Source organism: Ruegeria sp. HKCCA0370 (assembly GCF_013033705.1).
Classification (GTDB): Bacteria; Pseudomonadota; Alphaproteobacteria; order Rhodobacterales; family Rhodobacteraceae; genus Ruegeria.
In genome coordinates, this window is record NZ_WQEP01000011.1 from 79,440 (window position 1) to 105,453 (window position 26,014).

28 protein-coding genes are annotated in these 26,014 nt (G+C 59.1%); 11 read left to right on the forward strand and 17 right to left on the reverse strand.

The features are described 5' to 3' along the window. Nucleotides 1–18: 18 nt before the first annotated feature. Together GOW31_RS19095 and GOW31_RS19100 are read right to left on the reverse strand one after the other, a co-directional pair. Nucleotides 19–378, reverse strand: a complete 360-nt coding sequence (locus GOW31_RS19095) for a flagellar biosynthesis protein FlgN (protein WP_171172295.1) — start codon at nt 376–378, stop codon at nt 19–21. Continuing rightward, a complete protein-coding gene (locus GOW31_RS19100; protein ID WP_171172297.1) occupies nt 368–643 on the reverse strand; it encodes a rod-binding protein in 276 nt (91 codons plus the stop codon). The genes GOW31_RS19095 and GOW31_RS19100 overlap by 11 nt, the downstream gene beginning before the upstream one ends. Nucleotides 644–753: 110 nt before the next feature. Here GOW31_RS19100 and GOW31_RS19105 point away from each other — a divergent pair, with 110 nt between their 5' ends. From GOW31_RS19105 to GOW31_RS19115, 3 genes are read left to right on the forward strand one after another with little or no spacing between them, the layout of a single operon-like run. Further along, on the forward strand, nt 754–1,977 hold the full coding sequence (locus GOW31_RS19105; RefSeq protein WP_171172299.1) for a flagellar hook-length control protein FliK: 1,224 nt from the start codon (nt 754–756) through the stop codon (nt 1,975–1,977). A gap of 3 nt (nt 1,978–1,980) precedes the next feature. Next, complete coding sequence (locus GOW31_RS19110) at nt 1,981–2,643, forward strand: flagellar hook capping FlgD N-terminal domain-containing protein (protein ID WP_171172301.1); 663 nt, start codon at nt 1,981–1,983, stop codon at nt 2,641–2,643. A gap of 53 nt (nt 2,644–2,696) precedes the next feature. Beyond that, complete coding sequence (locus tag GOW31_RS19115) at nt 2,697–3,563, forward strand: aminoglycoside phosphotransferase family protein (RefSeq protein ID WP_171172303.1); 867 nt, start codon at nt 2,697–2,699, stop codon at nt 3,561–3,563. A 9-nt stretch (nt 3,564–3,572) separates the two neighbouring features. Here the strand turns inward: GOW31_RS19115 and GOW31_RS19120 are convergent, their stop codons facing one another. The 5 genes from GOW31_RS19120 to GOW31_RS19140 all read right to left on the reverse strand — a co-directional run bounded on the left by GOW31_RS19120 (nt 3,573) and on the right by GOW31_RS19140 (nt 8,864). Then, nucleotides 3,573–4,874: an FAD-binding oxidoreductase gene (locus GOW31_RS19120; RefSeq protein WP_171172305.1), complete on the reverse strand. Its 1,302-nt coding sequence runs from the start codon at nt 4,872–4,874 to the stop codon at nt 3,573–3,575. After that, nucleotides 4,871–5,689, reverse strand: coding sequence for an ABC transporter permease (locus GOW31_RS19125; protein ID WP_152459300.1), 819 nt, complete (start codon nt 5,687–5,689; stop codon nt 4,871–4,873). Before GOW31_RS19125 ends, GOW31_RS19120 begins: the two co-directional genes overlap by 4 nt. Beyond that, complete coding sequence (locus GOW31_RS19130; protein WP_171172306.1) at nt 5,686–6,576, reverse strand: ABC transporter permease subunit; 891 nt, start codon at nt 6,574–6,576, stop codon at nt 5,686–5,688. Before GOW31_RS19130 ends, GOW31_RS19125 begins: the two co-directional genes overlap by 4 nt. Beyond that, nucleotides 6,576–7,703: an ABC transporter ATP-binding protein gene (locus GOW31_RS19135; protein WP_171172308.1), complete on the reverse strand. Its 1,128-nt coding sequence runs from the start codon at nt 7,701–7,703 to the stop codon at nt 6,576–6,578. Before GOW31_RS19135 ends, GOW31_RS19130 begins: the two co-directional genes overlap by 1 nt. Before the next feature lie 75 nt (nt 7,704–7,778). After that, complete coding sequence (locus tag GOW31_RS19140; protein ID WP_171172310.1) at nt 7,779–8,864, reverse strand: polyamine ABC transporter substrate-binding protein; 1,086 nt, start codon at nt 8,862–8,864, stop codon at nt 7,779–7,781. 140 nt (nt 8,865–9,004) lie between these two features. Between GOW31_RS19140 and GOW31_RS19145 the strand changes: the two genes are divergently transcribed. Together GOW31_RS19145 and GOW31_RS19150 are read left to right on the forward strand one after the other, a co-directional pair. Continuing rightward, a complete protein-coding gene (locus GOW31_RS19145) occupies nt 9,005–9,688 on the forward strand; it encodes a GntR family transcriptional regulator (protein ID WP_171119944.1) in 684 nt (227 codons plus the stop codon). A 77-nt stretch (nt 9,689–9,765) separates the two neighbouring features. Further along, the gene (locus GOW31_RS19150; protein WP_171172312.1) at nt 9,766–11,163 is read left to right on the forward strand and encodes an aspartate aminotransferase family protein; all 1,398 of its coding nucleotides are present in this window, start codon (nt 9,766–9,768) and stop codon (nt 11,161–11,163) included. Nucleotides 11,164–11,217: 54 nt separating this feature from the next. Here GOW31_RS19150 and GOW31_RS19155 read toward each other — a convergent pair whose 3' ends face one another. Beyond that, on the reverse strand, nt 11,218–12,534 hold the full coding sequence (locus GOW31_RS19155) for a lytic murein transglycosylase (RefSeq protein WP_171172314.1): 1,317 nt from the start codon (nt 12,532–12,534) through the stop codon (nt 11,218–11,220). Between the two features lie 62 nt (nt 12,535–12,596). Further along, nucleotides 12,597–13,310, reverse strand: a complete 714-nt coding sequence (locus GOW31_RS19160) for a YafY family protein (RefSeq protein WP_171172316.1) — start codon at nt 13,308–13,310, stop codon at nt 12,597–12,599. Between the two features lie 85 nt (nt 13,311–13,395). On the opposite strand from GOW31_RS19160, the gene GOW31_RS19165 reads away from it, so the two are divergent. Next, nucleotides 13,396–14,094, forward strand: a complete 699-nt coding sequence (locus GOW31_RS19165; protein WP_171172317.1) for a glutathione S-transferase family protein — start codon at nt 13,396–13,398, stop codon at nt 14,092–14,094. Nucleotides 14,095–14,103: 9 nt separating this feature from the next. Beyond that, a complete protein-coding gene (locus tag GOW31_RS19170) occupies nt 14,104–14,496 on the forward strand; it encodes a DUF1801 domain-containing protein (RefSeq protein WP_171172320.1) in 393 nt (130 codons plus the stop codon). On the opposite strand, the gene rnr is transcribed toward GOW31_RS19170, so the two are convergent. Genes rnr through dapE form a run of 3 tightly spaced genes read right to left on the reverse strand, consistent with a single transcriptional unit; the run spans nt 14,487 to nt 18,511 of the window. Beyond that, nucleotides 14,487–16,745 (reverse strand): ribonuclease R, encoded by a 2,259-nt coding sequence (gene rnr / locus GOW31_RS19175; RefSeq protein ID WP_171172322.1) that lies wholly within the window; start codon nt 16,743–16,745, stop codon nt 14,487–14,489. The genes GOW31_RS19170 and rnr overlap by 10 nt on opposite strands. Nucleotides 16,746–16,792: 47 nt before the next feature. Beyond that, the gene (locus GOW31_RS19180) at nt 16,793–17,368 is read right to left on the reverse strand and encodes a TIGR04282 family arsenosugar biosynthesis glycosyltransferase (RefSeq protein ID WP_171172324.1); all 576 of its coding nucleotides are present in this window, start codon (nt 17,366–17,368) and stop codon (nt 16,793–16,795) included. A 3-nt stretch (nt 17,369–17,371) separates the two neighbouring features. Beyond that, nucleotides 17,372–18,511 carry a succinyl-diaminopimelate desuccinylase gene (gene dapE / locus GOW31_RS19185; protein ID WP_171172326.1) on the reverse strand — a complete coding sequence of 380 codons (1,140 nt, stop codon included), beginning with the start codon at nt 18,509–18,511 and terminating at the stop codon, nt 17,372–17,374. Between the two features lie 210 nt (nt 18,512–18,721). On the opposite strand from dapE, the gene GOW31_RS19190 reads away from it, so the two are divergent. Continuing rightward, nucleotides 18,722–19,780, forward strand: coding sequence for a transporter substrate-binding domain-containing protein (locus GOW31_RS19190; protein WP_171172328.1), 1,059 nt, complete (start codon nt 18,722–18,724; stop codon nt 19,778–19,780). On the opposite strand, the gene GOW31_RS19195 is transcribed toward GOW31_RS19190, so the two are convergent. After that, nucleotides 19,777–20,121, reverse strand: coding sequence for a hypothetical protein (locus tag GOW31_RS19195; protein WP_171119954.1), 345 nt, complete (start codon nt 20,119–20,121; stop codon nt 19,777–19,779). The two genes, GOW31_RS19190 and GOW31_RS19195, sit on opposite strands and share 4 nt — an antisense overlap. Before the next feature lie 337 nt (nt 20,122–20,458). Between GOW31_RS19195 and GOW31_RS19200 the strand changes: the two genes are divergently transcribed. Next, entirely contained in the window at nt 20,459–20,932 is a 474-nt protein-coding gene (locus GOW31_RS19200) for a hypothetical protein (protein ID WP_171172330.1), read from the forward strand. Nucleotides 20,933–21,071: 139 nt separating this feature from the next. Here GOW31_RS19200 and dapD read toward each other — a convergent pair whose 3' ends face one another. The 3 genes from dapD to GOW31_RS19215 form a co-directional block, all read right to left on the reverse strand. Continuing rightward, nucleotides 21,072–21,899 (reverse strand): 2,3,4,5-tetrahydropyridine-2,6-dicarboxylate N-succinyltransferase, encoded by an 828-nt coding sequence (gene dapD / locus GOW31_RS19205; protein ID WP_152459315.1) that lies wholly within the window; start codon nt 21,897–21,899, stop codon nt 21,072–21,074. Between the two features lie 107 nt (nt 21,900–22,006). Next, on the reverse strand, nt 22,007–22,606 hold the full coding sequence (locus tag GOW31_RS19210) for a GntR family transcriptional regulator (protein ID WP_171119956.1): 600 nt from the start codon (nt 22,604–22,606) through the stop codon (nt 22,007–22,009). 44 nt (nt 22,607–22,650) lie between these two features. Next, a complete protein-coding gene (locus GOW31_RS19215) occupies nt 22,651–23,562 on the reverse strand; it encodes a threonine/serine dehydratase (RefSeq protein ID WP_171172332.1) in 912 nt (303 codons plus the stop codon). 79 nt (nt 23,563–23,641) lie between these two features. Here GOW31_RS19215 and GOW31_RS19220 point away from each other — a divergent pair, with 79 nt between their 5' ends. Continuing rightward, nucleotides 23,642–24,484, forward strand: coding sequence for a TIGR00730 family Rossman fold protein (locus tag GOW31_RS19220; RefSeq protein ID WP_152459318.1), 843 nt, complete (start codon nt 23,642–23,644; stop codon nt 24,482–24,484). Between the two features lie 3 nt (nt 24,485–24,487). Next, nucleotides 24,488–25,585, forward strand: a complete 1,098-nt coding sequence (locus GOW31_RS19225) for a cystathionine gamma-lyase (protein WP_171172334.1) — start codon at nt 24,488–24,490, stop codon at nt 25,583–25,585. Here the strand turns inward: GOW31_RS19225 and GOW31_RS19230 are convergent, their stop codons facing one another. Then, the gene (locus GOW31_RS19230) at nt 25,586–25,969 is read right to left on the reverse strand and encodes a hypothetical protein (protein WP_171172336.1); all 384 of its coding nucleotides are present in this window, start codon (nt 25,967–25,969) and stop codon (nt 25,586–25,588) included. It lies immediately after the preceding gene. Nucleotides 25,970–26,014: the final 45 nt, after the last annotated feature.

A 26,014-nucleotide genomic window follows, 5' to 3' on the forward strand; every position in this document is an offset into this window, starting at 1 on the left:
TTTGAATCAAACTTCTGCCTATGCCCGCTTTTCCAGCTTTGCCGTGCTGCGCACCGCGAATTCACTTCGCTGTCCGTCCGCACCATAGGTGCTGAATTCCTGCCGAACGCGCCGCAATTCAGCCATTCGGCTGGCGACTGCCCGGATGCCCTCAGCCGCGCTGTTCAGCAGCGCCTGATTGCGCTCGGCTTTCTGTTGAACGCGAATCAGTGCCTCACTTTCCAGCACCTGAAGATCATTGATTGCCCCGATCAGCTTTTCTTTTTCAGGCACCATGCTGGACAAACGGTCCAGATCCCCCTGCACAAGTGCGGCACGTTCCAAATCCAGGACTTCTTCCAAAGACTTGATCAACGCATTATCGACTTTAGACGTCATCGGTTTTCTCCATCAGTGACTTGAACAGAATTTCGGAAAGGCCCACGCCACCAGACCGGGCCAGTTGCTGCGCCTGATGTTGAACAAGCATCGAAGAAAAATGATCCTCACCGGCGCCACCGCCAAAGGACTGGCGGGTTTTTCCCAACCCGGCGGATCTCAGCATTTCGGCCAGAAACGCGGCCTCCAGCTCTATGGCGGCGTTTTTCAGCCGGGTCTGGGGTGACTGTGATTGAGATACGTGAGGAAGGGTGGAAACCTTCATGGCATTCTCCGAATTTGCTTCGAACTTTCTCGATCAAAGGTGAAAGCGATTAAAATAATCGTAACTTCCTACAGGCAGTGTTCCGACCAGTCACACGGAGCCGGAGCAAAATGCCCAACCCCCTTACGCTGGCGAACGCAACGCCGACCACGCCCGAGAAAGCCGTCACATCGCGTAAGGCTCCGGGCCAAAACACTGGCTCAGAAAGCTTTCAGGATGTCCTCGGGCAAGAGGTTGGTGCCACCGGCCACCCAGAAGGCGAAAACGCTGCCATCAATGCCGAGCTGAAAAGTGTCGAAGCAGAGCCCGAACCTGTGCCGGAGACATCGGCCGAGGCATCTGCAACGGCCCATCCCACCCCGATTTCAGAACACATCGGCGAACAGCAACCCCCTTCTGCATTCCTGGAAACCCCGGACTTGGACGAAGTAAAGGTGGTGCCGGTTGAGTTGGCGGAGGTAAAACAAGCACCCTCGGAAATATCGAATCAACCACCGGCATCGGTACCAAAAGGTTTGCCCACACAAAGCGACACACCTTCCCCGGTTCCGGCGCTCTCGCAGAAGGTGCAGGGTCCGACGCCCCAACCTGTGCACGTGACAGCCATGACCGAACTCGGCCAGATGTTTGATCAGCTTGCAAAGCCCAAAGGCACGGTCGAACAAACGGGGGCCGTCCCCCTCCCGCTGGACCCTGAAAAGAAGCCGTTGCCCGAAGTGAACATTCTGACGCCCAAATCGTCAGCGCCTGACCGGGCGCCCTCGGTGGCGCAGCTTCAGCTGATGGCAACTGCCGTTGAAGCCGAACCCGTGGCACCCGTTGTCGAAGCTGAGGCCCCGCCGGCCGCCAGAGAGGAACCTTTGCCGCTGACCTCGCGTGAGTCCGTGCCTCAATTCGCGGCTCCGTCCACTGCCGCCCGAGCGGAAATCGCCCGGGCGATTGCTGGTCAGCTGTCGGCGGCTGTCCAGACCCGCACCGGATCAGGAGCAACGGAAATAGCGCTGAATCCGGAAGAGCTTGGGCGTGTGTCCATTGTTCTGAACGGCCGGGAGGACGGGCTGCAAATCACCATTGCGACCGAGCGCCCGGAAACCCTCGATTTAATGCGGCGTCATTTGTCCGTTCTGACAGAAGAGTTTCAGAAGCTGGGTTATGGGGATCTGAGCTTTGATCTGGGAACCTCTTGGGGTTCTGGCGCACATCAAATGGACGCAAACGACGCTGACACACAATCCCCTTCACATTCAGAAGCTGCGCCGCACGAACGGATCGATCACACAACTTCCCACACACAGTATCTGGCCTCGGGCCGGGGCATCGACATGAGGTTTTGACCAATGATTACGCCTGTCAACACCACGCAGCCCGTTGCGGATCAACAAAAGGCCGGGGCATCTCAGAAATCCGCGATTACGTCGGACTTTGAGACATTCTTGCTGATGCTAACGGCGCAGGCAAAGAATCAAGATCCGTTGGAGCCGATGGATTCGACCGAGTATGCGTCTCAGCTGGCGCAGTTCTCGATGGTCGAGCAACAAGTCCAGACCAATGACCTCTTGTCCACCCTGGCCAACGCATTGGGCGGTACGAAACTGAACGAGCTTGCAAGTTGGGTGGGCATGGACGTCCGTTCGACATCAGCCTTTCACTTTGACGGCCAGCCCGTAACACTGTTTGCTCAGGCCGACCCTGATGCGGACGCAACCAAATTGGTGGTCCGCGACAGTGACGGTACGGTGATCGATAAAGTCACTGTACCCACGACAACTGAAGAGTTTGTTTGGGCGGGCGTGGATTCTTCTGGAAATCCATTGGCATCAGGAAACTACACTGCAACCCTGGAAAGCTACAAAGGCGATGAGTTGCTCTCCGAGAAACCTGTCGCCGCCTACGGTCGCGTCGTCGAAGCACAGGTTGGCGACGATACTGTTTTGCTGACCTTGCAGGGCGGTCAGGTGATTCCCGCAACTCAGGTCACCGCAGTCCGAACTGGTGCTTGATCTGTCGGGCGGGACGGGCCAAAGCTTGGCAAATCGACTCGCCATAAGAAGTGATGGAACCTCTGCCCGACCTGCCTGCCCCCCCTCGTGATCTGGTTGACCATCTTCACGCGCAAGGATTGGTCAACGCGCATCCTCGGTTCGCGACCTTGTACGGCGGGCGCACCAACAGGGTGTGGAAGGTCAAGGGCCGCGACAGTGACAAAGTCCTGAAACTCTACAGCACGGCATTGCGCAATCCTTTGTTTCGCAATGATGCAGAGTTGGAGGCCCAATGCCTGAAGGCGCTTGGCACCACGGGTTTCGTGCCAAGGCTGCGGGCCACAGGGCAATACGATGAAGCCCGTTGGGTGTTTTACGACCACGCCCCCGGAGCCCCCTGGCGGCAGGATTCAGCACAGGTTGGCGCCTTGCTGCGCAAGCTTCATACCCTGCCCATTGCCGTCCAGGCGCCAGCCGGATGCAATGGCAGCGCAGACTTGCGCGCTCATGGAAAAAGAATTCTGCAAGGCTGTACGTCAAACGGGCGCGACAAACTCGCTGATTTGCAACCATCAAATTCGGTCGCACCCACGCAACAGACGTGCCTGATCCATGGCGACCCCGTGGCAGGCAATATCCTGGTGGCGACCGGTGGTCTGACCTTGATCGACTGGCAATGCCCGGCCCTGGGCGATCCCTGCGAAGACCTTGCGCTGTTTTTGTCGCCTGCAATGCAGCAGCTTTACCGAGGCTCACCGCTGTCGAAGAAAGAGGAAGACCAGTTTCTTTCGGCCTACGGCAGGCCCGAAATCGTCGCGCGCTATGAACAACTCAGGCCATGGTATGCGTGGCGCATGGCGACGTATTGCCTCTGGCGCGCTGAAAATGGTGCGCCCGATTACGCGACAGGGTTGAACTTGGAAACCGCAATTCTGTAACGCCCCGCCTCATCGCAGGTCGGCCAGCGCCAGCATGACGTAGGCTGGCGGCATGAGCACACGGCGCCAGCGACCCAAAGGAAACCGACCCGGTGTTTGCATCATCACGACCGGCAGCCTGGCGTCCTGCCCCAGAACCAACCGCGCCAATGCTCGACCGCAATACGTGCCCATGGCGACGCCATTGCCGTGATATGCAAAACCGGCAAACATCCCCGGTTGATCCGGAACGGGGCCGACAAAAGGTGTCAGGGCCCGCGACAGGCACACCAAACCGGACCAGATATGAGTGACCTCGACCGTCGACCAAGCAGGAAACATATGTTTGAAATCCTGCTGGACCTTTTGCCGAATGGCTGCTTCAGCCTCGGCCGATGACCGCAGGCCGCCCCTCATACCAAACAGAAAGCGCCCGTCCGGCATCAGGCGGAAATAGTGCAACAGATTGCGCGTATCATAGCACATCTGATCCGATGTCCATCCCTGTGCCATCTGCTCGGTTCGACCAAGGGGTCGCGTTACCATGACGGTCGACTGAGCAGGCATGTATCGTCCGGACATCCAGGCCGGGATATCCTCGCTGGAATAGCCGTTGGTACACACCAACACCGCCTGCGCTTTGACTGTCCCGCTCTGCGTTTGCAACACAAAGCCGGACGCCGTTTTTTCAACGCTCAGAACCGGGGAATTCCGGAACAGATGCGCGCCCATTGCTTCGGCGGCTCGGGCAATCCCGAACAGGTATTTGCGGGGATTCAACCCGAAACCAACCGGCGAAGTGTATCCACCATGAAACGCGCCACCCATGCCCTTCGCGGGCAGGTCTCTGGCTTCGTGCAGGGTTCCCGCCTCGTCGGCATTGCGGCGTAGCATGTCCATCGCCCGCCTGGAATGCGCCAGCTGGGTTTCCCCGCTGGAGTGGGTATCCGCATCGATCTGATGTTGTGCCAACAGATCGGCGACCAGTCGGACCGCTTCCTGTTCCGCTGCCGCATAGTCCAAAGCGGCATCGCAGCCAAATCGGCGCTGCATGGATGCGTGGCCAAGTTTTGAGCCGCCAAGACAGCAAAACCCGCCATTTCGGCCCGAGGCTCCCCACCCCGGTGCGCCGGCTTCGAACACCGCAACCGAAGCTTTTTCAGCCAAATGCAGAGCAGCCGAAACGCCTGTAAATCCGCCGCCAATGATGGCCACATCCACATGCATGTCACCCTGGAACTCTGGCCAATCCGGGCTGGCAACAGTTTCGTCCCACCAACAGCCGTCGCGAGGTTCGCTGCCATAGGCGTAGTCTGGAAAAATCCGCTTCATTCGGTGCGCGCTGCGGCCATTTCATCCTGCTGCTGACGTACCATCGCGCGTTTGGTCACAAGCGAGGCCGTGATTACCCCGACCGTCACCACAGCGATCATGATCGTCGACAACGCGTTGATTTCCGGGCTGACGCCAAGGCGCACGGCCGAGAATATCTTGATCGGCAATGTCGTTGCCGACGGCCCCGAAGTGAAGGATGCAATCACCAGATCATCAAGTGACAAGGTAAAGGCCAGCAACCAGCCCGAGATTACCGCAGGCGCAATGATCGGCAGGGTGACAAGACGGAAGGCTTGCGCGGGCGAACACCCAAGGTCCAGCGCAGCCTCTTCCAGCGAGCGGTCAAAGGTGATGAGGCGCGAGGATACGACAACGGAAACGAAACACATCGAAAAGGTCGTATGCGCCAGAACGATGGTCAGAATACCCCGATCCAGGCCGATGCCGATAAACAGCAAAAGCAGCGACAGGCCGGTGATCACTTCGGGCATGACCAGCGGTGCATAGATCATGCCGGAAAACAGTGTCCGGCCAAAGAAACGCCCGCTGCGGACCAGCACATAAGCGGCGGCCGTTCCCAGAATAGTCGCCAGCGTCGACGAAAAGACCGCGACCCGGATCGTGACCCAGGCAGCATCAAGGAACGCTTCGTTCCGAAGCAGCTCTCCGTACCATTTCGTCGAAAACCCGGCCCAGACCGTGACTAGCTTGCTTTCGTTGAAGCTGAAGACGATCAGGATGATCATCGGGATGTACAGAAACGCAAAACCCAGCGTCAGCGAAACCGTGTTGAACCAGCTCAATCTGTTCATCCCTCGGCCTCCGCCTGTTTCTGCTGGTTGCGCTGGAACAGCACGATGGGAATGACGAGGATCAGCAGCAGCACGATGGCCACCGCACTTGCCACCGGCCAGTCACGGTTCGAAAAGAACTCTTCCCACAGAACCTTGCCGATCATCAGCGTACCGGAACCACCCAGAAGGGATGGGATCACGAATTCACCGATCACGGGGATCATCACCAGGAAACACCCTGCAATGATACCGGGTTTGGACAGCGGGATGGTCACCAGCCAGAAGGCCTGCAAACGCGAACACCCCAGATCCTCGGCCGCTTCGATCAATGATCCGTCCAACCGCTCCAACGCAGAATAGATCGGCAGGATCATGAAAGGCAGGTAGGTGTAGACGATGCCGATATAGACGGCAGTTGACGTGTTCAGGATCGTCAGCGGGGTCGAGATGATACCGGTCCACAGCAAGATCTGGTTGAGGTACCCTTCGTTCGACAGAATGCCCATCCAAGCGTAAACCCGGATCAGGAACGAGGTCCAGAAGGGCAGGATGACCAGCATCATCAGTGTCGGTCGCCATTCCTGAGGCGCGCGGGCCATGCCGTAGGCAATGGGATAGCCCACCAGCAGTGTCAGTAATGTCGAAATCAAAGCGATCTTGACACTGGACAGGTAGGCTTTCCAATACAGATCGTCCTCGGTCAGCCAGACATAATTCTCCAGATCAAGCTGGCTGAAGAACTCTTTGATTCCCGCCCAACCGGCAGACAGGTCCAAAGTCGGAGTATAAGGCGGGATGGCAAGTGCGGTATCCGACAGCGAAATCTTCAGAACGATGAAGAACGGCACCAGAAACAGGGCCAACAGCCAGACGTAAGGAATGGCGATCAGAACGGCGCGGCGCATCAGTTGGCCAGCAGAACCGCAGCCGTGGCTGTCCAGGACAGCCAGACCGGGTCTTCCCAGGTAAACGAACGGCGCGAGATGCGGCGGGTATTGGCCGTCTGCGCCTTGATGATCGTGCCGTTTGCCAATTCAACGTGATAGGTGGACAGATTGCCCAGATAGGCAATGTCGTGAACCTTGCCCTGCACGGCGTTGACCGCATCGACGGGCCGTTCGGCAGAGATCGTCACTTTCTCGGGGCGGATCGCCAGATGGCAGGACTGACCGTCTGAGAAAACAGCAGGCGAAGACGCCGAAAACGGGGCCTGACCTTCGGCCCAATCGATCTGATAGGCGTCCTCTCCGGATGGCGTCGCGCGGCCTTCGATGATGTTCACATCTCCGATGAAGTCAGCGACATAAACAGATTCAGGGTTTTCATAGATCCGATCCGGGGTGGCCACTTGCTTTAACTGGCCCTGATCCATCACCGCGACGCGGGTGGCAACTGTCATCGCCTCTTCCTGATCATGGGTGACGATGACAAAGGTGGTGCCGGTCTTTTCCTGGATATCCATCAATTCGAACTGGGTATCCTGACGCAGCTTCTTGTCCAACGCCCCCAGCGGTTCATCCAGCAGCAGAAGCTTGGGCGCTTTGGCCAACGAACGCGCCAGTGCGACGCGCTGCCTCTGACCGCCCGAGATCTGATGCGGTTTGCGACGGGCGAACTGTTCCAGCCGGGTCAGGCGCAGCATCTCTTCGACCCGGTCTTCCAGATCGTGCTTGGGCATGTTGTCTCGGCGCAGACCGAAAGCGATGTTCTCCCAGACACTCAGATGCGGGAACAAGGCATAGGACTGGAACATCATGTTCACGGCCCGCTTGTTCGGCGGGATGGGGTCGATATCCTGCCCGCCCAGCAGGATATGGCCTTCGGTCGGAGTCTCGAACCCGGCCAGCATCCGCATCATCGTTGTTTTGCCGCACCCAGAAGGGCCTAGCAGGGCAAAAAACTCACGTTCGAAAATATCCAGAGACAGGTTGTCGATCGCCGTGAACTCGCCAAAGCGCTTGGTCACGTTCTGGAACTGGATCAAGGGTTTCGCCTGTGGGTCATTCCACGGCGCAAAAACGTCAGAACTCAAAGCAGCCCCCGCATGGTCAGTTTGGACAATAGTGCGGCGGGGCGATCGCCAGACCGCCCCGCGCTTTTGACCGGATCAGGTGCCTGACTTGATCTTGGTCCAAAGACGGGTCACGACCCGCTGTGTCTTCGCGGGGTACGGAGTCGTGATGTACAGGTTCTGCATCGTGGCTTCATCCGGATAAATTGCCGGATCGCCGATCACGTCTTCCTCAAGAAACTCCTGAGACGCCTTGTTGCCGTTGGCGTAGTACACGTAGTTGGACGCAGCAGCCATGTTGTTGGCATCCAGAATGAAATTCAGGAATTTGTGCGCACCTTCCGGATTCGGCGCGTCGGCGGGAATTGCCATCTGGTCGAACCACATCAACGACCCTTCTGCGAACGGGTGGTATTCGATGTTCACACCGTTGTCGGCTTCGGCCGCGCGGTCCCGCGCCTGCAAAATATCACCGGACCAACCCACGGCTACGCAAATATCGCCATTGGCCAGCGCGTTGATGTATTCCGAACTGTGAAACTTCTGGATGTAGGGGCGAACGCTTGTCAGAACGTCTTCGACCTTCTTGATCACTTCCGGGTCATGGCTGTCGGGGTCTTCACCGATGTACTGCAAGGTCATCGGTATCATTTCGGCTGGCGCATCAAGGAAGTGAACGCCACACGAGGCCAGCTTTTCCATATTCTCCGGCTTCAGAACCAAATCCATGCTGTTCAGGGCCACATCGCCACCCAAGACTTCCCTGACCTTGTCGACGTTCACGCCGATGCCCGTCGTTCCCCACATGTAGTTGATCGAGTAGGCATTGTTCGGATCATACCCTGCGGTACGCTCCTGAATCACGTCCCACAGATTTACCGAATTCGGCATCTTGGCCATGTCCAGTTCCTGAAATGCGCCCGCCTGAATCTGACGTTGCAGGAACGTGCCCGACGGCACCACCACATCGTATCCTGAACCACCGGCCAGCATCTTGGTTTCCAGAACCTCATTGCTGTCGAACACATCGTAAATCAGGGTCAGGCCGGTTTCTTCCTCGAATTTGCTCAGCAATTCTTCGTCGATGTAGTCGGACCAGTTGTAAACACGCACCTCTTCGGCGAATGCCGCCGAAGTCCCCAATGCGATGACCGCTGTCATGGTCAGCGTTTTGATTGTCATATTCTTCTCCCTGCAAGTGTACGGCTATTTTCCCGTTTTTTTGGATTTGATCAAGTTTTGCGTTTTTCCTCGATCCAGCGTATGGTTTCACGAGGTCTGTCACCTGACAAGTCAGGGTTAGTCGAAATGGGAAGAACCAATTGGATTTGATCAAAAATAAGGCATCTGCGTCGACAAACGACAAAGGGAAACAGCCCGCGCATGAGCAGGTTTATCAAACGCTCAGATCACAGATCCTGTTCGGCGAATTGGTTCCGGGCCAGCCTGTCACGATCCAGGGCCTGACTGATTCGCTGGGTGTTGGTATGACACCGGTGCGCGAAGCCATCCGCCGGTTGATCTCGGACGGGGCATTGGTGTTCCAGGGCAATCGGCGCGTAAGCGTGCCGCTGCTGTCCCCGGGCGATATCCAGGAAATGATCTTTGCAAGAACCTCAATAGAATCAGAGCTTTCAAGGCGCGCGACGTCGAATTTGCAGGCCGAGGACATCGATCATCTTGAGCGGCTCGATACGCATTTGGACCGTATGATCGCCGACGGGGATGTGGGCGGATATCTGCGTCTGAATCAGGCGTTCCACGAAACGCTGTACTCTCATGCAAACGCACCGATTCTCAGTGATCTTGCCGAAAGGCTTTGGTTGCGGTTCGGCCCTTCGCTGCGTGTCGTATGTGGTCGATTCGGGACTCAAAGCCTGCCGGATCGGCACAAGGATATCATTTCCGCCTTGCGCGAAGGCGACGCCGAAAAAGCGGCAAAGGCAACGGCTCAGGACATTGAGCAAGGTATGGAATTGATGTCGGACGCCCTGACTTCCGCTTAACTCAGCCTGATTCGATTGACAGCGATGAATTTGATCATATTGTGATCCGCAACTGCGTTCTTGTAGGAGATTCTCCGATGTCCACCATAACCAACCATATGCCGACCGCCGAATTGCAGGCGCTGGATGCGGCGCATCACATCCATCCTTTCTCGGCCAATGGTGCGCTGGGGCAGGAAGGGGCCCGCGTGATTACACGCGCCAGCGGGGTTTACCTGACCGACAGCGAAGGTGAGGAAATCCTGGACGCAATGGCAGGTCTTTGGTGCGTCAATATCGGTTATGGCCGCGATGAGCTGGCCGATGTCGCGGCGCGTCAGATGCGCGAACTGCCCTACTACAACACCTTCTTCAAGACGACCCATGTGCCGGCAATCGCACTGGCGGCCAAAATCGCCGAACTGGCACCAGGTGATCTGAACCATGTCTTTTTCGCAGCTGGCGGGTCCGAGGCAAACGACACCAATATCCGCCTCGTGCGCACATACTGGGCCGAGAAGGGGCAGCCGGACAAAAATATCATCATCAGCAGGAAAAACGCGTATCACGGGTCTTCCGTCGGGTCGGCTTCGCTGGGCGGCATGGCAGGCATGCACGCGCAGGGCGGCATTCCGATCCCGAACATTCACCATATCAACCAACCCAACTGGTGGGCCGAAGGCGGCGACATGTCGCCCGAGGAATTCGGCCTGGCCCGCGCGCGCGAGCTGGAAGAGGCTATTCTGGAGCTGGGCGAAGACCGTGTCGCGGCCTTCATCGCTGAGCCGGTTCAGGGTGCAGGCGGCGTGATCGTGGCGCCCGATACCTACTGGCCGGAGATTCAGCGCATCTGCGACAAATACGATATCCTGTTGATTGCGGACGAGGTGATCTGTGGGTTCGGCCGAACCGGCAACTGGTTCGGATCGCAAACCGTGGGCATCAGACCGCATATCATGACCATCGCCAAGGGGCTCAGCTCGGGCTATGCGCCGATCGGCGGGTCCATCGTGAATGACGAGATCGCCGAAGTGATCGGCGGGACGGAATTCAACCACGGGTACACCTATTCCGGCCACCCCGTCGCCGCTGCCGTGGCGCTTGAGAACCTGCGCATTTTGGAAGAAGAGAAGATCGTCGAGCATGTGCGCGATGTTGCCGCCCCCTATCTGAAACAGAAATGGGAGGCGCTGGCCGATCACCCGCTGGTGGGTGAGGCGAAGATCGTCGGAATGATGGCCTCCATCGCTCTGACACCCGACAAAGCCAGCCGCGCCAAGTTCGCGTCCGAGCCCGGCACGGTCGGTTATATCTGCCGTGACCGTTGCTTTGCCAACAACCTGATCATGCGTCATGTGGGCGACCGTATGATCATCTCGCCGCCGCTGATCCTGACCCCTACGGATATCGACGAGATGTTCGTGCGGATTTACAAATCTCTGGACGAAGCACAGGCGGAAATCATCGCTCAGGGGCTGATGAAAGCCGCATCCTGAGTTCAGAAAAAGGCTTCTACAAAGGGGCGGCCCGTCTGGGTCGCCTCTTGTCGTTCACCGCAGCCGCTCCAAAAGTGTCGCAGTTGGATAGCCGTCCGGCACCAAACCCTGCGCCAGTTGGTAGGCGCGAACCGCATTGATGGTGTTCGGCCCAGTGCGCCCATCGATACCCTTTGTATCGAACCCCGCATCAGTCAGGCGGGTTTGCAGCTCTTTCTTCTCGGCGAAGCTCAGCGCCCGCTCACCTCGGGGCCAGTCGGACTGAAACGGTGTGCCACCCGCAAGCCGGTCGGACAGGTGCCCGATACCGATCACATAAGCGTCGGCGCCGTTATAGGCCTCGATCACGCTGAAATTGTCGAAAATCATCAGCGCCACGCCCTGCCCCCCGGCGGGCAAAAGGATTGCGGCTTGCCCGTGATCCGGTACCGGTTTGCCGTCACGCCCCACCACGCCACGCGCCGCCCAATCTGACGGCAGCAGGGTGTAGTCCCGTTTGGCGGTGGCATAGTCGAACCCTTCGGGCAGGCGCACCTCGACGCCCCAGGGCTGCCCCTTTTTCCAACCGTGCCGCGCCAGATAGGACGCGGCCGAGGCCAGCGCATCCGTCGGATCATCCGACCAGATGTCACGCCGACCATCGCCATCGAAATCAACTGCGTGATCCAGATACGAGGTTGGCATGAACTGCGTGTGCCCCATCGCACCTGCCCAACTGCCCAGCATGTTTTTGGCGCTGACATCGCCTGCCTGCACGATCCTCAGGGCGGCGATCAACTGCGTTTCAAAGAACTGCGCCCGCCGTGCATCAAAGGCCAGTGTCGCCAAGGAACTCAGCGTCCGGTTGCTGCCACGATAAGAGCCGAATGATGTTTCCAGCCCCCAGATTGCCGTGACCACTTCCTTTTCAACGCCATATTCCGCCTCGATTTGCTGCAACACCTGCCGATATCGTTGCATCGCGGCACGACCATTGGAAACGCGCATGTCCGAGACGGCGGAATCCAGATACTCCCAGATCGGTTTCGAAAATTCAGCCTGATTGCGGTCTTTTTTCAGGATGTCCTCGTCAAAGATCATGTCCGAGAACACCCTGTTCAATGTTCTTTCCGATATACCCTGCTGCTTCGCGCGCTCCTGAAACGCGCCGAGCCAGGCCTGAAACCGTGCGGTCACGGCCGCGGACACCCGCAAAGCCTCAACCGCCGGGCGCGGGACCGGACGGATCGAAACCGCCACATCCGCCGAGGCCAGCTGTATCTTTTCGCCTGACACTGCACTGTCTGGCCAAGTCGTTTTTTCTGATATGTCCGCCTGCACCATGGATGCCCACAATGCGACGGTCATGACGCCGCCTACGCATTTTTGCATTCCGATTTTTCCTGATTACTGCTCGACCTCAGAGTAGCGCAAAATCGGCGAATCACAAAGTCTCAGGCACCCTCATCGCGTTCTTGCGCGTAGTGCGCTGCGCGGATTTGCGCCAAAACTTCGCGCAGCATGGGCACCCGGTTCGGTCTAAAGCTTTGATCTGTCACGGACATGTCCTGCATGCGATCCAACCGGAAAACGCGAAAATCCTGTCTCAGGTGGCACCAGCCGAGCAACACATTTGATCGATCCATATAGACGATGCTAAGCGGGTTGACCCGTCTTTGTGTGGCATCGCCTTTTGCGTCCGTGTACGAGAACTCGACCGCGCGTTCGTCCCACGTCGCCTGCCGCAAAATGGCCACGTCGATTGTCGGCGCGGGCGGGCGATTGAACCGCGTTGCCGCCAGAACCGCGTGGCTCAGCCGATGGGATTGTCGCTGTGGCAATCGCCCCTGCAATTTCCGCAGGGCGGCGCTGGCTGCATCTGACAAGGCCGGGTCACCAATCACCTGAACTTCGCGCAGGCCAAGAACCAGGGCCTCAAGCTCGTCATCGGTGAAACCCAATGGCGGCAAAGTGGCATCTTCGATCAGGGTGAACCCAAACCCTGCCTCACCGTCGATAACGGCCCCCAGACCACGCAGCGCGTCAATATCCCTGTGTATCGTCCTGGCAGAAACTCCCAGATCCTGCGCCAGTTGTTCAGACGTTCTGGGCGATGGGCCAGAACGCAGAGCTTGCATCAGTTGGAACAATCGGGCGGTGCGGGACATGATGAACCCTAGCCTATCCCTAATGACAAAAACTGTCATCAGGCCGGTTTACTCATCCGGCACGTCAAAAACACGGAGCCATGCGATGCTGACCCTTCTCACCTATCCTTCCGCCTTCGGACTGTTCAGCGCCAGCCCGTTCTGCGTCAAGACAGCCTTGATGCTTCAGCACTCCGGTCAGGTCTGGCAGCGTTCGGACATGCTTGACCCGCGCAGGATGCCGCATCAAAAACTGCCAGTGCTGCGCACGCCAGAGCGGTTGATACCAGACAGCGATCTGATCCGCGATTGGCTGGAACAAAAGGGGGCGGAGTTCGATCAGGGGCTTTCGGATGTGGAAAAAGCGCAATCCCGCGCGCTGGTACGAATGGCCGAAGAGCATCTGTATTTCCACATCGTTCTGGACCGCTGGGGCAATGACGAGGTCTGGCCGATCCTTCGCGAAACCTTTTTCACTGGAATTCCGGCTCTGATCCGAAAGCCGGCGTCCAATGCGATCCGAAAATCCGTTCTGAAAGGGATCACGTCACAAGGGATCGGCCGGTTCTCGTTGCCCGAGCGCATGGACCGGGTCGAACGCGATCTCGAGGCGATCTCGGCCCATCTGTGGCAATCCCGCTTCCTGCTGGCGGATCAACCGACTTCAGCAGATATGAGCGTCGGCCCGATGCTCGCCGCCATGCGCGCAACGCCTGCCGATACCCCACTGACCCGCAGGATCAAACAGGATAATCTGTTGAACAGTTACGTAGACCGGATGGAACAGGCGATACCGATTGCATGAAACCTTTTGATGACCCCGAAACCTTTTGATGACCCCTCGGTCGCCTCGGCCTTTGAAGCCATGCCCCCGCAAGCACGCGCGGGGGCCCTGGCGCTTCGCGACCTGATACTGAACACAGCAGAGTCTCTGCCCGCCGCCAATCCATTGCGAGAAGAGCTGCGCTGGGGCCAGCCCGCCTATCTTGCCCCCAAAGGATCAACGATCCGGCTGGGGGCTCACAAATCCGCGGATTTCGCACTGTTCGTGCACTGCCAAAGCCGATTGATCGGTGATTTCACCACGGCCTTTCCGGGCGAGGACCGGATTGACGGAAACCGGGCCATTCTGTTCGATGACCCGAGCCAGATCGATGAAACCCGCCATGGCTGGCTGATTGCCCGGGCGCTGACCTATCACCTTTGACGGCGCTTGCGTTCGACCTTGCGCTTGATCTTGTCCTTCTTGCGTTTGGTGCTGGCTGCCTTGCGTCGCGTCGACCGCTTGGCGGGCCCGCGCCCGCGCGGCAGCGCCTGATCGTCGATGGACAGCAGCTCCAGCTCCAACCCGCCGGTCACAGGTGTCGCCTCGGTCAGTCTCACCGTGACCCGCTGGCCGATGGCGATGATCAGCCCGGAATCCGAGCCCATCAGCGTTCCGGCCTCTCGATCAAAATGGAAGAATTCGCGCCCCAAAGACCGCACCGGCACCAGGCCATCCGCGCCCGTTTCGTCCATTTTCACAAAGGCCCCGAACCGGGCAATGCCACTGATCCGCCCGGTGAATTCGTTGCCGACGCGCTCGCTCAGATAAGCCGCTAGATAGCGGTCAGTCGTATCGCGCTCGGCCATCATCGAGCGGCGTTCTGTATCCGAAATATGCGTGGCCGTTTCTTCGAGCCGGGCAATTTCGTCCTCGGTCAGCCCGTCCTTGCCCCAGCCATGGGCCGAGATCAGCGCCCGGTGCACGATCAGGTCGGCATAGCGCCGGATGGGCGAGGTGAAATGCGCGTAGTTGCGCAGCGCCAGCCCGAAATGGCCGAAGTTTTCCGGGCTGTAATAGGCCTGCGCCATCGACCGCAAGGTGCTGAGATTGATCAGCTCGGCATCCTCGGTGCCGGCGGCGGCATTTAGCAGCGCGTTCAGGTGACGGGTCTGGAGCACCTGCCCCTTGGCCAGATTCAGCCCGGCGGCCTGCGCCGTCTCGCGCAGGCTTTCCAGTTTTTCGGGCGCGGGTTCTTCGTGCACCCGGAACAGCAGCGGGCTGCGCTTGGCGATCAGCGTCTCGGCGGCGGCCACGTTGGCCAGGATCATGAATTCCTCGATCAGCCGGTGCGCGTCCAGCCGCTCGCGGAAGGCCACGCTTTCGACCTCGCCCTTGTCGTTCAGAACGATCTTGCGCTCCGGCAGGTCCAACTCCAGCGGCTGGCGATCAGCACGGGCCTTTTTCAGCGCGGTATATGCAGCATAAAGCGGTTTCAGAACCGGCTCCAGCAACGGCCCAGTGCGGTCGTTCGGATGACCGTCGATGGCCTCTTGCACCTCGGCATAGTTCAGGGACGCGGCCGAGCGCATCAGACCGCGTACGAACCGGTGACCGATCTTGTTGCCATCCGCGTCGATCTGCATACGCACCGCGATACAGGCGCGCGGCACGCCTTCGTGCAGCGAACACAGATCACCCGACAGACGGTCGGGCAGCATCGGCACGACGCGGTCGGGGAAATAGCTGGAATTGCCGCGCTTGCGCGCCTCGCCGTCCAGCGCGGTGCCGGGCCGCACATAGGCGGCGACATCAGCAATGGCGACCCAGATGACGTGCCCTCCGGGGTTCTTGGGATCATCGTCTGCATGGGCATAACAGGCGTCGTCATGATCGCGCGCGTCCGAGGGATCGATCGTCAGCAAAGGCATATCCCGCAGATCCTCGCGGCCTTTCAGGCCGACAGGCTTGGCCTTGTCGGCCTCGGCAATCACCTTGTCGGGGAAATCATCCGGGATGCCGTGCTGATGGATCGCGATCAACGAAACGGCCTTGGGCGCAGTCGGGTCGCCCAGCCGTTCTACGATACGCGCGCGTGGCAGCCCCATGCGGTTTTTCGGCCCGGCTTGTTCAGCCTCGACCAGTTCGCCATCCCTGGCGCTCAGCGCAGCGCCTTCGGCCACCAGCCATTCGGTCGATCCGGCCTTGTCGATCGGCACGATCCGCCCGCCTTCAGCCCCTTTGCGGAAGATACCCACGATTTTCCGAGGGTTCGTCCCGATACGGCGGATCAGGCGGGCTTCGTAATTGTGGTCTTCCTCATGCACCACGGTCAGACGAGCCAGAATGCGATCACCTTCGCCCAGCGCCGGGTCGCTGGCACGAGCAATGATCAGAACGATGGGCTCGACCCCCTCGCCATGCCATTCCAGTGGCCGCGCGAACAGGTCGCCATCGGCATTCGGCGCCTTTACCTGTAACACGCTGACCGGCGGCAGGCGATCCGGGTCGCGGTAACTGCGCTTGCGCTTCTCAAGATGGCCTTCGGCCTCAAGCTCTTTGAGGATACGTTTCAGATCAATCCGATCCGCGCCCTTGATGCCAAAGGCTTTGGCGATATCGCGTTTTGAGGTCAGGGTGGGGTTCGCCGAGATCCAGTCCAGGACCTCCTGCTTGGTAGGGATGCGAGTCATACGTCCGGCCTAGCACGCGTTTGCGACCGCGTCATGACCAAAAAGCCTCAGGGTTCAAGATCGGCAACCGTATCCACATCGCGCAGCTGATCAAGCAATGACACCCGACCGCCAGAAATCGAGGCCAGCGTGTCAGCCAATGCGTGTTCCGTCGACCAGCGCACGTTTTGGAACAGCCTTGCCGGCAAGGCTGCATATCGTTGCGCGCCGACCAGCCAATAGCCACCATCCGGGGCTGGCCCAAACACCATCTCAGAACGCCCCAATGCGTCGAAGGCACGGGCAATATGGCGGCGCGAAATGCCCGGAATATCCGCACCGATCAGGCAAACCGGCCCCTTGGGCATCCCGCGCAGCATCCGCCCCATGCGATCCCCCAGGTCCCCACGCCCCTGCGCGGCGCGCGGCAGGTCAGCGGGCCAAACCCGGCTGTTCAGACCCTGCTGATCGGGTGAGACGGCCAAAACGATTCGCCAACGGGGATCACGCAGCCGCCGGATCAAGGACCGGGTCTGGTGTCGAAACCACCACGCCGCCGCGACCATGCCGATTTCTCGTCCAAGCCGTGTTTTGACGCGGCCCGGTTGAGGTTCCTTCACCATGATCACCAATGTGCGCTGCATGGATCAGGCGAAATAGTCGGTCAGGATACGAGTATAAATCGATTTGAGTTGCTGGATCTGGGCCACCTCGACGCATTCGTCGACCTGATGCATCGTGCGACCGACCAGACCGAACTCTACAACCGGGCAATGGTTCTTGATGAAACGCGCATCCGACGTACCACCGGTCGTCGAAAGCTCGGGCGATGCGCCTGTTTCCGCCTCTACCGCTTTGGCCACCAGATCCGACAAGGGCCCCGGCGGGGTCAGAAAGCTTTCGCCTGAAATCTTGATTGTGACATCTATTTCAACGCCGAACTGAGCGGCCACCTCATCTGCTTCCGTCTTCAGCCAGTCACTCACGTTGGCCCCGGAATGCAGATCATTGAAACGAATATTCACCGTTCCCTTGCACTGCGCCGGGATTACGTTGGTAGCCGCATTCCCGGTGTCGATTGTCACCACTGCCAATGTCGACGCATCGAAGTGGTCCGTGCCCTGATCCAGTTCGTGCCCCGCCAGCCGATCCATCAGCCGCGCCATGGCTGGCAACGGGTTTTTGGCACGATGCGGATAGGCCGAATGCCCCTGAACACCGGTGATGGTAAACCATGCGGTCATCGACCCGCGACGGCCGATCTTCATCATTTCGCCCATCTTGTTCGGGCAGGTCGGCTCACCCACCAAACAGACAGACATATGTTCATCCGCGCCGTCCATGTAATCCAGCAAAGCGGTCGTGCCATCCAGCGCGTCGCCTTCCTCGTCGCCGGTGATCGTCAGGATGATGGCTCCGTCCGGTGGGGTGTCGCGCACGAAATCGATTGCCGCCGCCGCAAACGCCGCAACGCCGGATTTCATATCCGTTGCCCCACGCCCATACATCACACCATCGCGTATTTCGGCCCCGAAAGGCGGCATCGTCCACGCGGCCTCGTCGCCGACCGGCACAACATCAGTATGGCCGTTGAACCCGAAACTCCGCGGATGGCCTTTTTGACCCCATCGTGCGAACAGGTTGCTGACGCCACCACGGTCGACACGCGTGCATTCAAACCCCGCATCCGCCAGCACCGATCCCAGCAGAACCAGCGCGCCACCTTCGGCAGGTGTGACCGATGGGCAACGGATCAGATCGGCTGTCAATTGGACGGGGTCGGTCATGCAATGGCCTCTGGAACTGTATCTTTCGCGGGTTCGCGCACAGATTCAACGAATTGGCCGGTTTTCCAACCCCAATTCGCAAAAATATCGTTGCGACCAAATGTGCAGATATCAAAGCGACACCCTAACAAATCATGGCGGTTTACCCGGCGACCATCTTGCCGCCCGCCGCACAATCGCGTTACAGGGCCGCGAAACAGGTGAATGAAAATGAAGCGCGCATTCTACGCACTGATCTGCCTGACTTTCGCCGTCCTCGCGCAGCAGAGCATGGCACAGTCTCTAACGGTTACGACGGTGACCCGCCCCCCGTTTTCCTATGTAGAGGACGGTGCGGAAACCGGCTTTTCGATGGATCTGCTCGCCGCGCTGGCAGAGGCGCTGAACTGGGACTATTCCATCAATCGGGTCGATTCATTCTCGGATATGCTGGAGGCGGTTCAGAATGGGTCCGCCGATCTTGCGGTCGCCAATATCTCGATCACTGCGCTGCGGGAAACGCAAATGGACTTCAGCCAGCCGATCTTTGAGGCGGGCCTACAGATCATGGTGCCATCGGAAGCCGCGCGCCAGCCTTCGCTGCTGCATGCGCTGCTCTCAAAAGAGTTGTTTATCGCCATCGGCCTAGCCTTCGCCATTCTGTTGGGCGGCGGCATGTTGATGTGGAGCTTTGAACGTAGTGCTCAACCCTATTTCGATCGCAAGCTGAACGAGGCTTGGTTTCCCTCGTTCTGGTGGGCGCTGAACCTTGTCGTGAACGGCGGGTTCGAAGAGAGGATGCCGCGCACGCCGTTCGGCCGGCTTCTGGGTGTCGTTCTGGTTGTTTCGTCACTGTTCATCGTGTCCGTTTTCACGGCCCGCATCACCTCGGTCATGACCGTGGATGCGATCACAGGCAGCGTGAATTCGGTGAATGACCTGTATGGCAAAAGTGTCGGGACAATCACGGACTCGACCGCGGCAAGTTTTCTGAACCGGCGTGATATTGAATTCACCGGCTATCCCGGGCTGGAGCAGATGCTGGATGCGTTCCAGTCCAAACAACTGGATGCCGTCGTATTCGACGCGCCAATCCTGTCCTACTATGCGGCCCATGAAGGCCGGCGAACGGCGTCGATGACAGGCGGCGTTTTCCTGCGCGAGAACTATGGCATCGCTTTCCCGACCGGGTCGCCTCTGGTCGAGGATGTCAACCAGGCTCTGCTTTCATTGCGTGAAGACGGAACTTATGACGAAATCTATCGCAAGTGGTTCGGTATGCGGAACTAGGCCTGCGCCTCGTCTCCGAAGAACGGTGTCATCTGCGCGACGATCACGGCGTTTTCATCCAGAGCACGCTGCATCAGGGCACGTTCGTCAGGTTCGATTTCATGTCCCTGTGCCTCACGCTCGGCCAAGGTCCCGTACCCGGTGACATCCAAAGGCGCGGTGTCGGCCTGCTTCAGAATAGCAACCGTCTCGCGCACGGCCTCGGCTTCGTCCACGCCACTGGCGTAGCAGATCAGTGCTGCCCCCGTCGCACCGTCCGGCAGCCCGTCGCCATCCTTACGGCCGATCTGGACCAGAAGGGTATAGACTTGCTGACGTGAGGGCTTCTTGCGCTTTTCCATGGGCCCTGCATTACGCGCGGCGTTTTGAAGGGTCAACTGCTTCCATCGATCCTAGCTTTAAGTATGGGATCTTACGCAGCCCCTTGCCCCGCCCATAGGCACTGAGGACTTGCAGAAATGCGACTCAGCAAAGCCCTTTTCCCGTTTTCGCCCAAAAATTGAGCAGCGTTTCATCTCCATTCCCTGAGTTGAATCGGGCACATTTCTGCCACATTTTGGCCTCAATTTTGGCCATTTCCTGCTGAGTTCGACGCGTTTCCTGCCTTTCACAACGGTGAAGAGAAGCCAACTCTAAGATGCAGCCACTGCGTAAGTCATTTTTTACAGGAGAATTAAAATGAGTGTTCTGTCCAAGTTAATGATGACAACTGCAAGTGTGATTGTGCTTTCCGGAGTACCTGCTGTCACCGTGCTGTCTTTTGCGACGCCAAGTGCAGCTTACGCCCAAGACGGCGGCGGTGAAAGCGAAGGCGGTAGCGATAGCGATAGCGAGAGCGGTGGCGACAACGAAGGCGGCGGCGATAACGAAAGCGGCGGCGACAACGAAAGCGGCGGCGATAACGAAAGCGGCGGCGATAACGAAGGCGGCGGCGACAACGAAAGCGGCGGCGATAACGAAGGCGGCGGCGATAACGAGAGTGGTGGAGAAAACGAAGGCGGCGGCGACAACGAAAGCGAAGGCGACAGCGAAAGCGGCGGCGACAACGAAAGCGAAGGCGACAGCGAAAGCGGCGGCGACAACGAAAGCGAAGGCACGGAAACCAACGCAGGAAGCTCAGAAGTTGACGCTATGCAGGGTGAAAATCGCTGATCCACACAGAGCGTTCGTCCGAGCCTGGACACAATCTCAGGACCGGCTCTGACCAAGGTTCGGTCACATACGCGTAACACCCCAAAAACTGGAAAGGCCGGAGCGGGTCAGCTCCGGCCTTTCTGTACAACCGGGGCGATCAGTCCCGCAGCAATTCGTTGATGCCGGTTTTCGACCGGGTCTTTTCATCCACCCGCTTCACGATCACCGCACAATACAGGTTGATATTGTTCTTTGACGGCATCGAACCCGCGACGACCACGGAATAGGGCGGGACTTCGCCATATGTCACTTCGCCGGTTTCGCGATCCACGATCTTGGTGGATTTTCCAATGAACACGCCCATCCCCAGAACCGATCCTTCGCGGACGATGCAGCCCTCGACCACCTCGGAGCGCGCGCCGATAAAGCAGTTGTCCTCGATGATGGTCGGGCCGGCCTGCATCGGCTCCAGCACGCCGCCGATACCCACACCGCCCGACAGGTGGACGTTTTTGCCGATCTGCGCGCATGAGCCGACGGTCGCCCAGGTGTCGACCATGGTGCCTTCATCCACATAGGCACCAAGGTTGACGAAGGATGGCATCAGCACCACGCCCGGCGCGATATAGGCCGACTTGCGCACAACGCAGTTGGGAACCGCACGGAATCCAGCCGAGCGCCATTGATCTTCACCCCAACCAGCGAACTTGCTGTCCACCTTGTCCCACCAGCCGCCGTCCTGCGGACCGCCAGTCTGAATTTCCATGTCCTTGATGCGAAAGCCCAGCAGAACCGCCTTTTTGGCCCACTGGTTCACGTGCCAGTCACCGTTTTCCAGCTTTTCGGCAACACGCAGAGACCCGCTGTCCAGCGCATTCAGCGTGTCTTCGATCGCTTCGCGTTGTTCACCTGCCGTGGCGGGTGTGATCGTGTCGCGTGCCTCCCAGGCGGCTTCGATGGCGGCTTCCAGTTGCGCGTTGGACATGGGGCGTCTCCCTACAGAATCTGTTCATGTTGGTTTGGCCTATACGCAAGCCGGGCCAATGGCGCAATGCGACGAACACGGGCCGTTTTGCGTCTGAAAGGCGCTATTCAGCTGGCGCGGCGTATATGTCGGGTCAGAATACCTTTTGCCGTGCTCAGGTCCTTCCGCCTGAGCGCCTGAACAAGTGCGGCGTGATCCTTGTCAGTTTGTTGCACCCATTTCGACCGCCAGTGCGCAAACAAGTGGCGTGCGCTTGCGATATGTAGATCGTCGATGGTGTGCAACAGACGGGGCAACCCGCAAGGTGTCAGGATGGCGCGATGGAATGCTCTGTTCAACGCTTCCCATTGGGGCATCGTCTGCGCCTCGTCACAGGCGATGCGTGCGCGATCGATCTTGTCCAATGCGACCGGAGACATGTTCTGCACCGATTGCTGCAACGCCAGTGTTTCCAGCGCCACGCGCATTTCGATGACCTCTCGCACCTCTGCCGGGTCCAGCGCCGTAACCCGCATGCCCCGGCGCGGCTCGTGCCGGGCCAATCCATGCGCCTCAAGCCGCAACAGGGCTTCACGCACCGGAACATGGCTGGTGTCAAAGGTGCGGGCAATATGATCCTGCCGCAGCTTTTCCCCGGCGCTCAGCTCTCCGGTGATGATTTGCTGGCTGAGGTTCTGGTAAATCGTGTCCGAGATCGTAGCGGTCATAAATTATAGATAAAATTTGCGACAGCTATCCTCAACCAGATAATTCACCCCGCAAGCGGGTCCGGCGCGACATTCGCACCACACACCAGAACGGCCACGCGTTCGCCTGGTTCGGGCCGATACACGCCCGAGGTCAAGGCTGCCAACGCCGTAGCGCCCGCCGGTTCCACCAGAATACGATGCGCCTGCCACAACGCCTTCTGAGCCGCCGCGATGGCATCATCCGACACCAGGACCGACGTCATCCCCTGTGCCAGGTCGAAACAGATCTGCCCGATCCGGCGCGCGCCCAGCGCGTTTGCCGCGATGCCGGATACGGAAACATCCACCGGTTCACCGGCCTGCAACGCCGCATTCAATGCGCAGGAGGTCTGGGGTTCGACCGCCACGACCTTGCGCGCTCCGTCGAACCAGGCCAACGCCCCGGCGATCAGCCCACCCCCGCCGACAGCGACCAGAACCGTATCTGCCTGTAGCCCCTGCGCATCCCATTCCGCAAAGCAGGTCCCCTGCCCCGCCACGGTAGCCGGCGCATCATAGGCGTGAATCTGCATCGCTCCGGTTTCCGCTTCATGCGCCTGCGCCTGTGTCAGCGCATTGGCGTATTCGCCGGGCACAACGCTCAGATCCGCTCCGGTTTGCCGGATCAATGCAATCTTGGATGGCCCCGCCAGTTCGGGCACGAAAATCTTGGCCGGATATCCAAGCGCCTGCGCCGCAAAGGCCGCCGCTGCACCATGATTGCCGCCGGATGCAGCCACGACACCCGCATCGGGTACGTCGAGGCTCAGCAACGTATTGAACGCACCGCGCGCCTTGAAACTGCCCGTGTGTTGCATGTGCTCCAGCTTCAGCTCAATGGGATGGCCCGGAATACGACTCTCGACCACCGGCGTCACCTGCGTATGTCCGGCGATACGATCCCGCGCCGCTGATATTTCGCTCTTCCAATTCATTCTTGTCTTTCCGTGACTGGCACTCTGCCCGCGAACCCTATAGCTGTTTGGAAAACACGCAAGCAGGGATCGATCACCCATGAGAGAAGACCGCCACAATCCGTTTCGCGATGCGCAGACAGATCGCTCGACCGCGAGCGAAGTGCCGGACACGCCGCAAACGCGATCGTCCGCCTATCGCCTTGCCTTTGCCGATGACGAATTCCTGTGCCGGGACGAGCTGCGCCCGGTACGTCTGCAACTGGAATTGTTGAAACCCGAGATGATCATGAGCGAACGCGAGATCACCTCGACCATCGTGATGTTCGGCGGCGCGCGCATCCCTGAACCATCGCAGAAACACACCGCACGAACGGAAACGCTGGCTGGTCTGTCGGCCTATTATGACGAGGCGCGCGAGTTTGCGCGGCTGATGACCGTGAAATCGAACGAGACCGGCTGCCGTGAAAACGTGATTGTCACGGGCGGCGGCCCCGGAGTGATGGAGGCAGGCAACCGTGGGGCACAGGACGCGGGCGGATGTTCTATCGGGTTGAATATCGTTCTGCCGCACGAACAGGCCCCGAACCTTTATGTGACGCCGGATCTCAGCTTCAACTTCCACTATTTCGCCATCCGCAAGATGCACTTCCTGATGCGCGCCCGCGCCATCACGATTTTCCCCGGCGGTTTCGGAACCATGGACGAGCTGTTCGAATCCCTGACCCTGATTCAGACCGGCCGGATGGACCGCGTGCCCTTCCTGCTGTTTGGGCGCGAATTCTGGGAAAAGGTCATCAACTGGAAAGCGCTGGCCGATGCCGGAACCATCTCGGACGAGGATCTTGATCTGTTCCGCTTTGTGGACACGGCGCAGGAGGCGGTCGAGATCATCGAAAACTGGGAGCCCGCCCCGCCCCGCGACGAAATCCCGGGGCGCTGAACCATGGCACCCAAGACCGGAGAGATGCTGCATCTGCGTGGAAATGCCCTGAGCAAGGGCGAACCCGTAGCGCTGCCGCTGACCCAAAGCAGCATGTACCACCTGCCGGGCACCCCGGACGGGCGGGCGAGTTACGGCCGGGTGGACAACCCGACTTGGGTGCATCTGGAACATGTTCTGTCGCATTTGGAGGACGCGCCCTGCCTCAGCTTTCCCTCGGGCATGGCGGCGATTTCCGCAGCACTGTTTGCCACCGTAAAGGCCGGGACACGCCTGCTGATCCCCTCCGATGGCTATTACGTGACGCGCCTTTTGGCCGATCGTTTCCTGTCGCGGCTGGGTGTGATCGTTGAAGAACGCCCCACCATCGCCTTTGCCGAAGGCGGTTTTGACGGGTTCGATGTTATCTTTGCCGAAAGCCCCTCGAATCCGGGGCAGGACATGATCGATCTGACCGAGGTGGCGGATCGGGTGCGCGCTGTCGGGGGCATAACCATTGCCGACAATACGACGATGACTCCGCTGGGTCAGCGTCCTCTTGATCTAGGCATCGACGTGGTTGTCTCGTCCGATACCAAGGCGATGGGCGGGCATTCCGACATGCTGATGGGCCATGTGGCCAGCCGCAACGGCGACATCATGGAACGGGTCGGGGAATGGCGGAAAGTCTCCGGCTCGATACCGGGGCCACATGAAGCATGGCTGCTGCATCGCGGCCTTGAAACGCTGGACGTTCGGTTCGACCGGATGTGCAGCTCGGCCGAAGTATTGGCCGAACGCCTGGCGGCACATCCCGCAGTGAAACAGGTGCGCTATCCCGGGCTGGCCAACGACCCGTCGCATAAACTGGCGCAAGAACAGACCACACGTTTCGGCTTTCTTCTGTCCCTGACGCTGAACAGCGAAGACCAGGCCGAAGCCTTCATCAACAATTGCCCGCTTCTGCGCCCGGCCACGTCATTCGGGGGCGTCCACAGCTCGGCCGAGCGGCGCGCGCGATGGGGCGACGACGTTGATCCGGCCTTTATCCGCCTGTCCGTCGGATGCGAACCTGTAGAAGAACTGTGGCAAGCCATCGAGGCCAGCCTGAACGCGCTGTGATTACTTCTTGGCTTCGCGCAGTTCTTTGAACACGTAGATCGGCAGCACAACGCTGGCGATCAGCGCCCCCAGCCAGACCAACAGCGTTGCTCCCAACAGGTTCGCAACTCCACCTACGGTCAGCCCAGCGGTTATGAGATCAGTCACCAACAGGCCCACAAAGGTCACAATCAAAGCAATCCCGCCCTTCAGCGCAGGCGCTTTCTTTTCGCCCAGTTTCAGGATCAGGGGTTCAGCGACAACCTGCACGACGGTGAAGACAATCACCACCACGATGAACGAGATCGGCTTGATCGCAAATCCCGACAGTATCAGCGAGGCAAGCAACAACCCAATGGCATTCCCCGCCAGCAAGGCCAAAGCCGATTTAATTCTACGCGACATGTGACGATCTCCGTCAATCAACAATTAGAAACATGCAAATGTTAA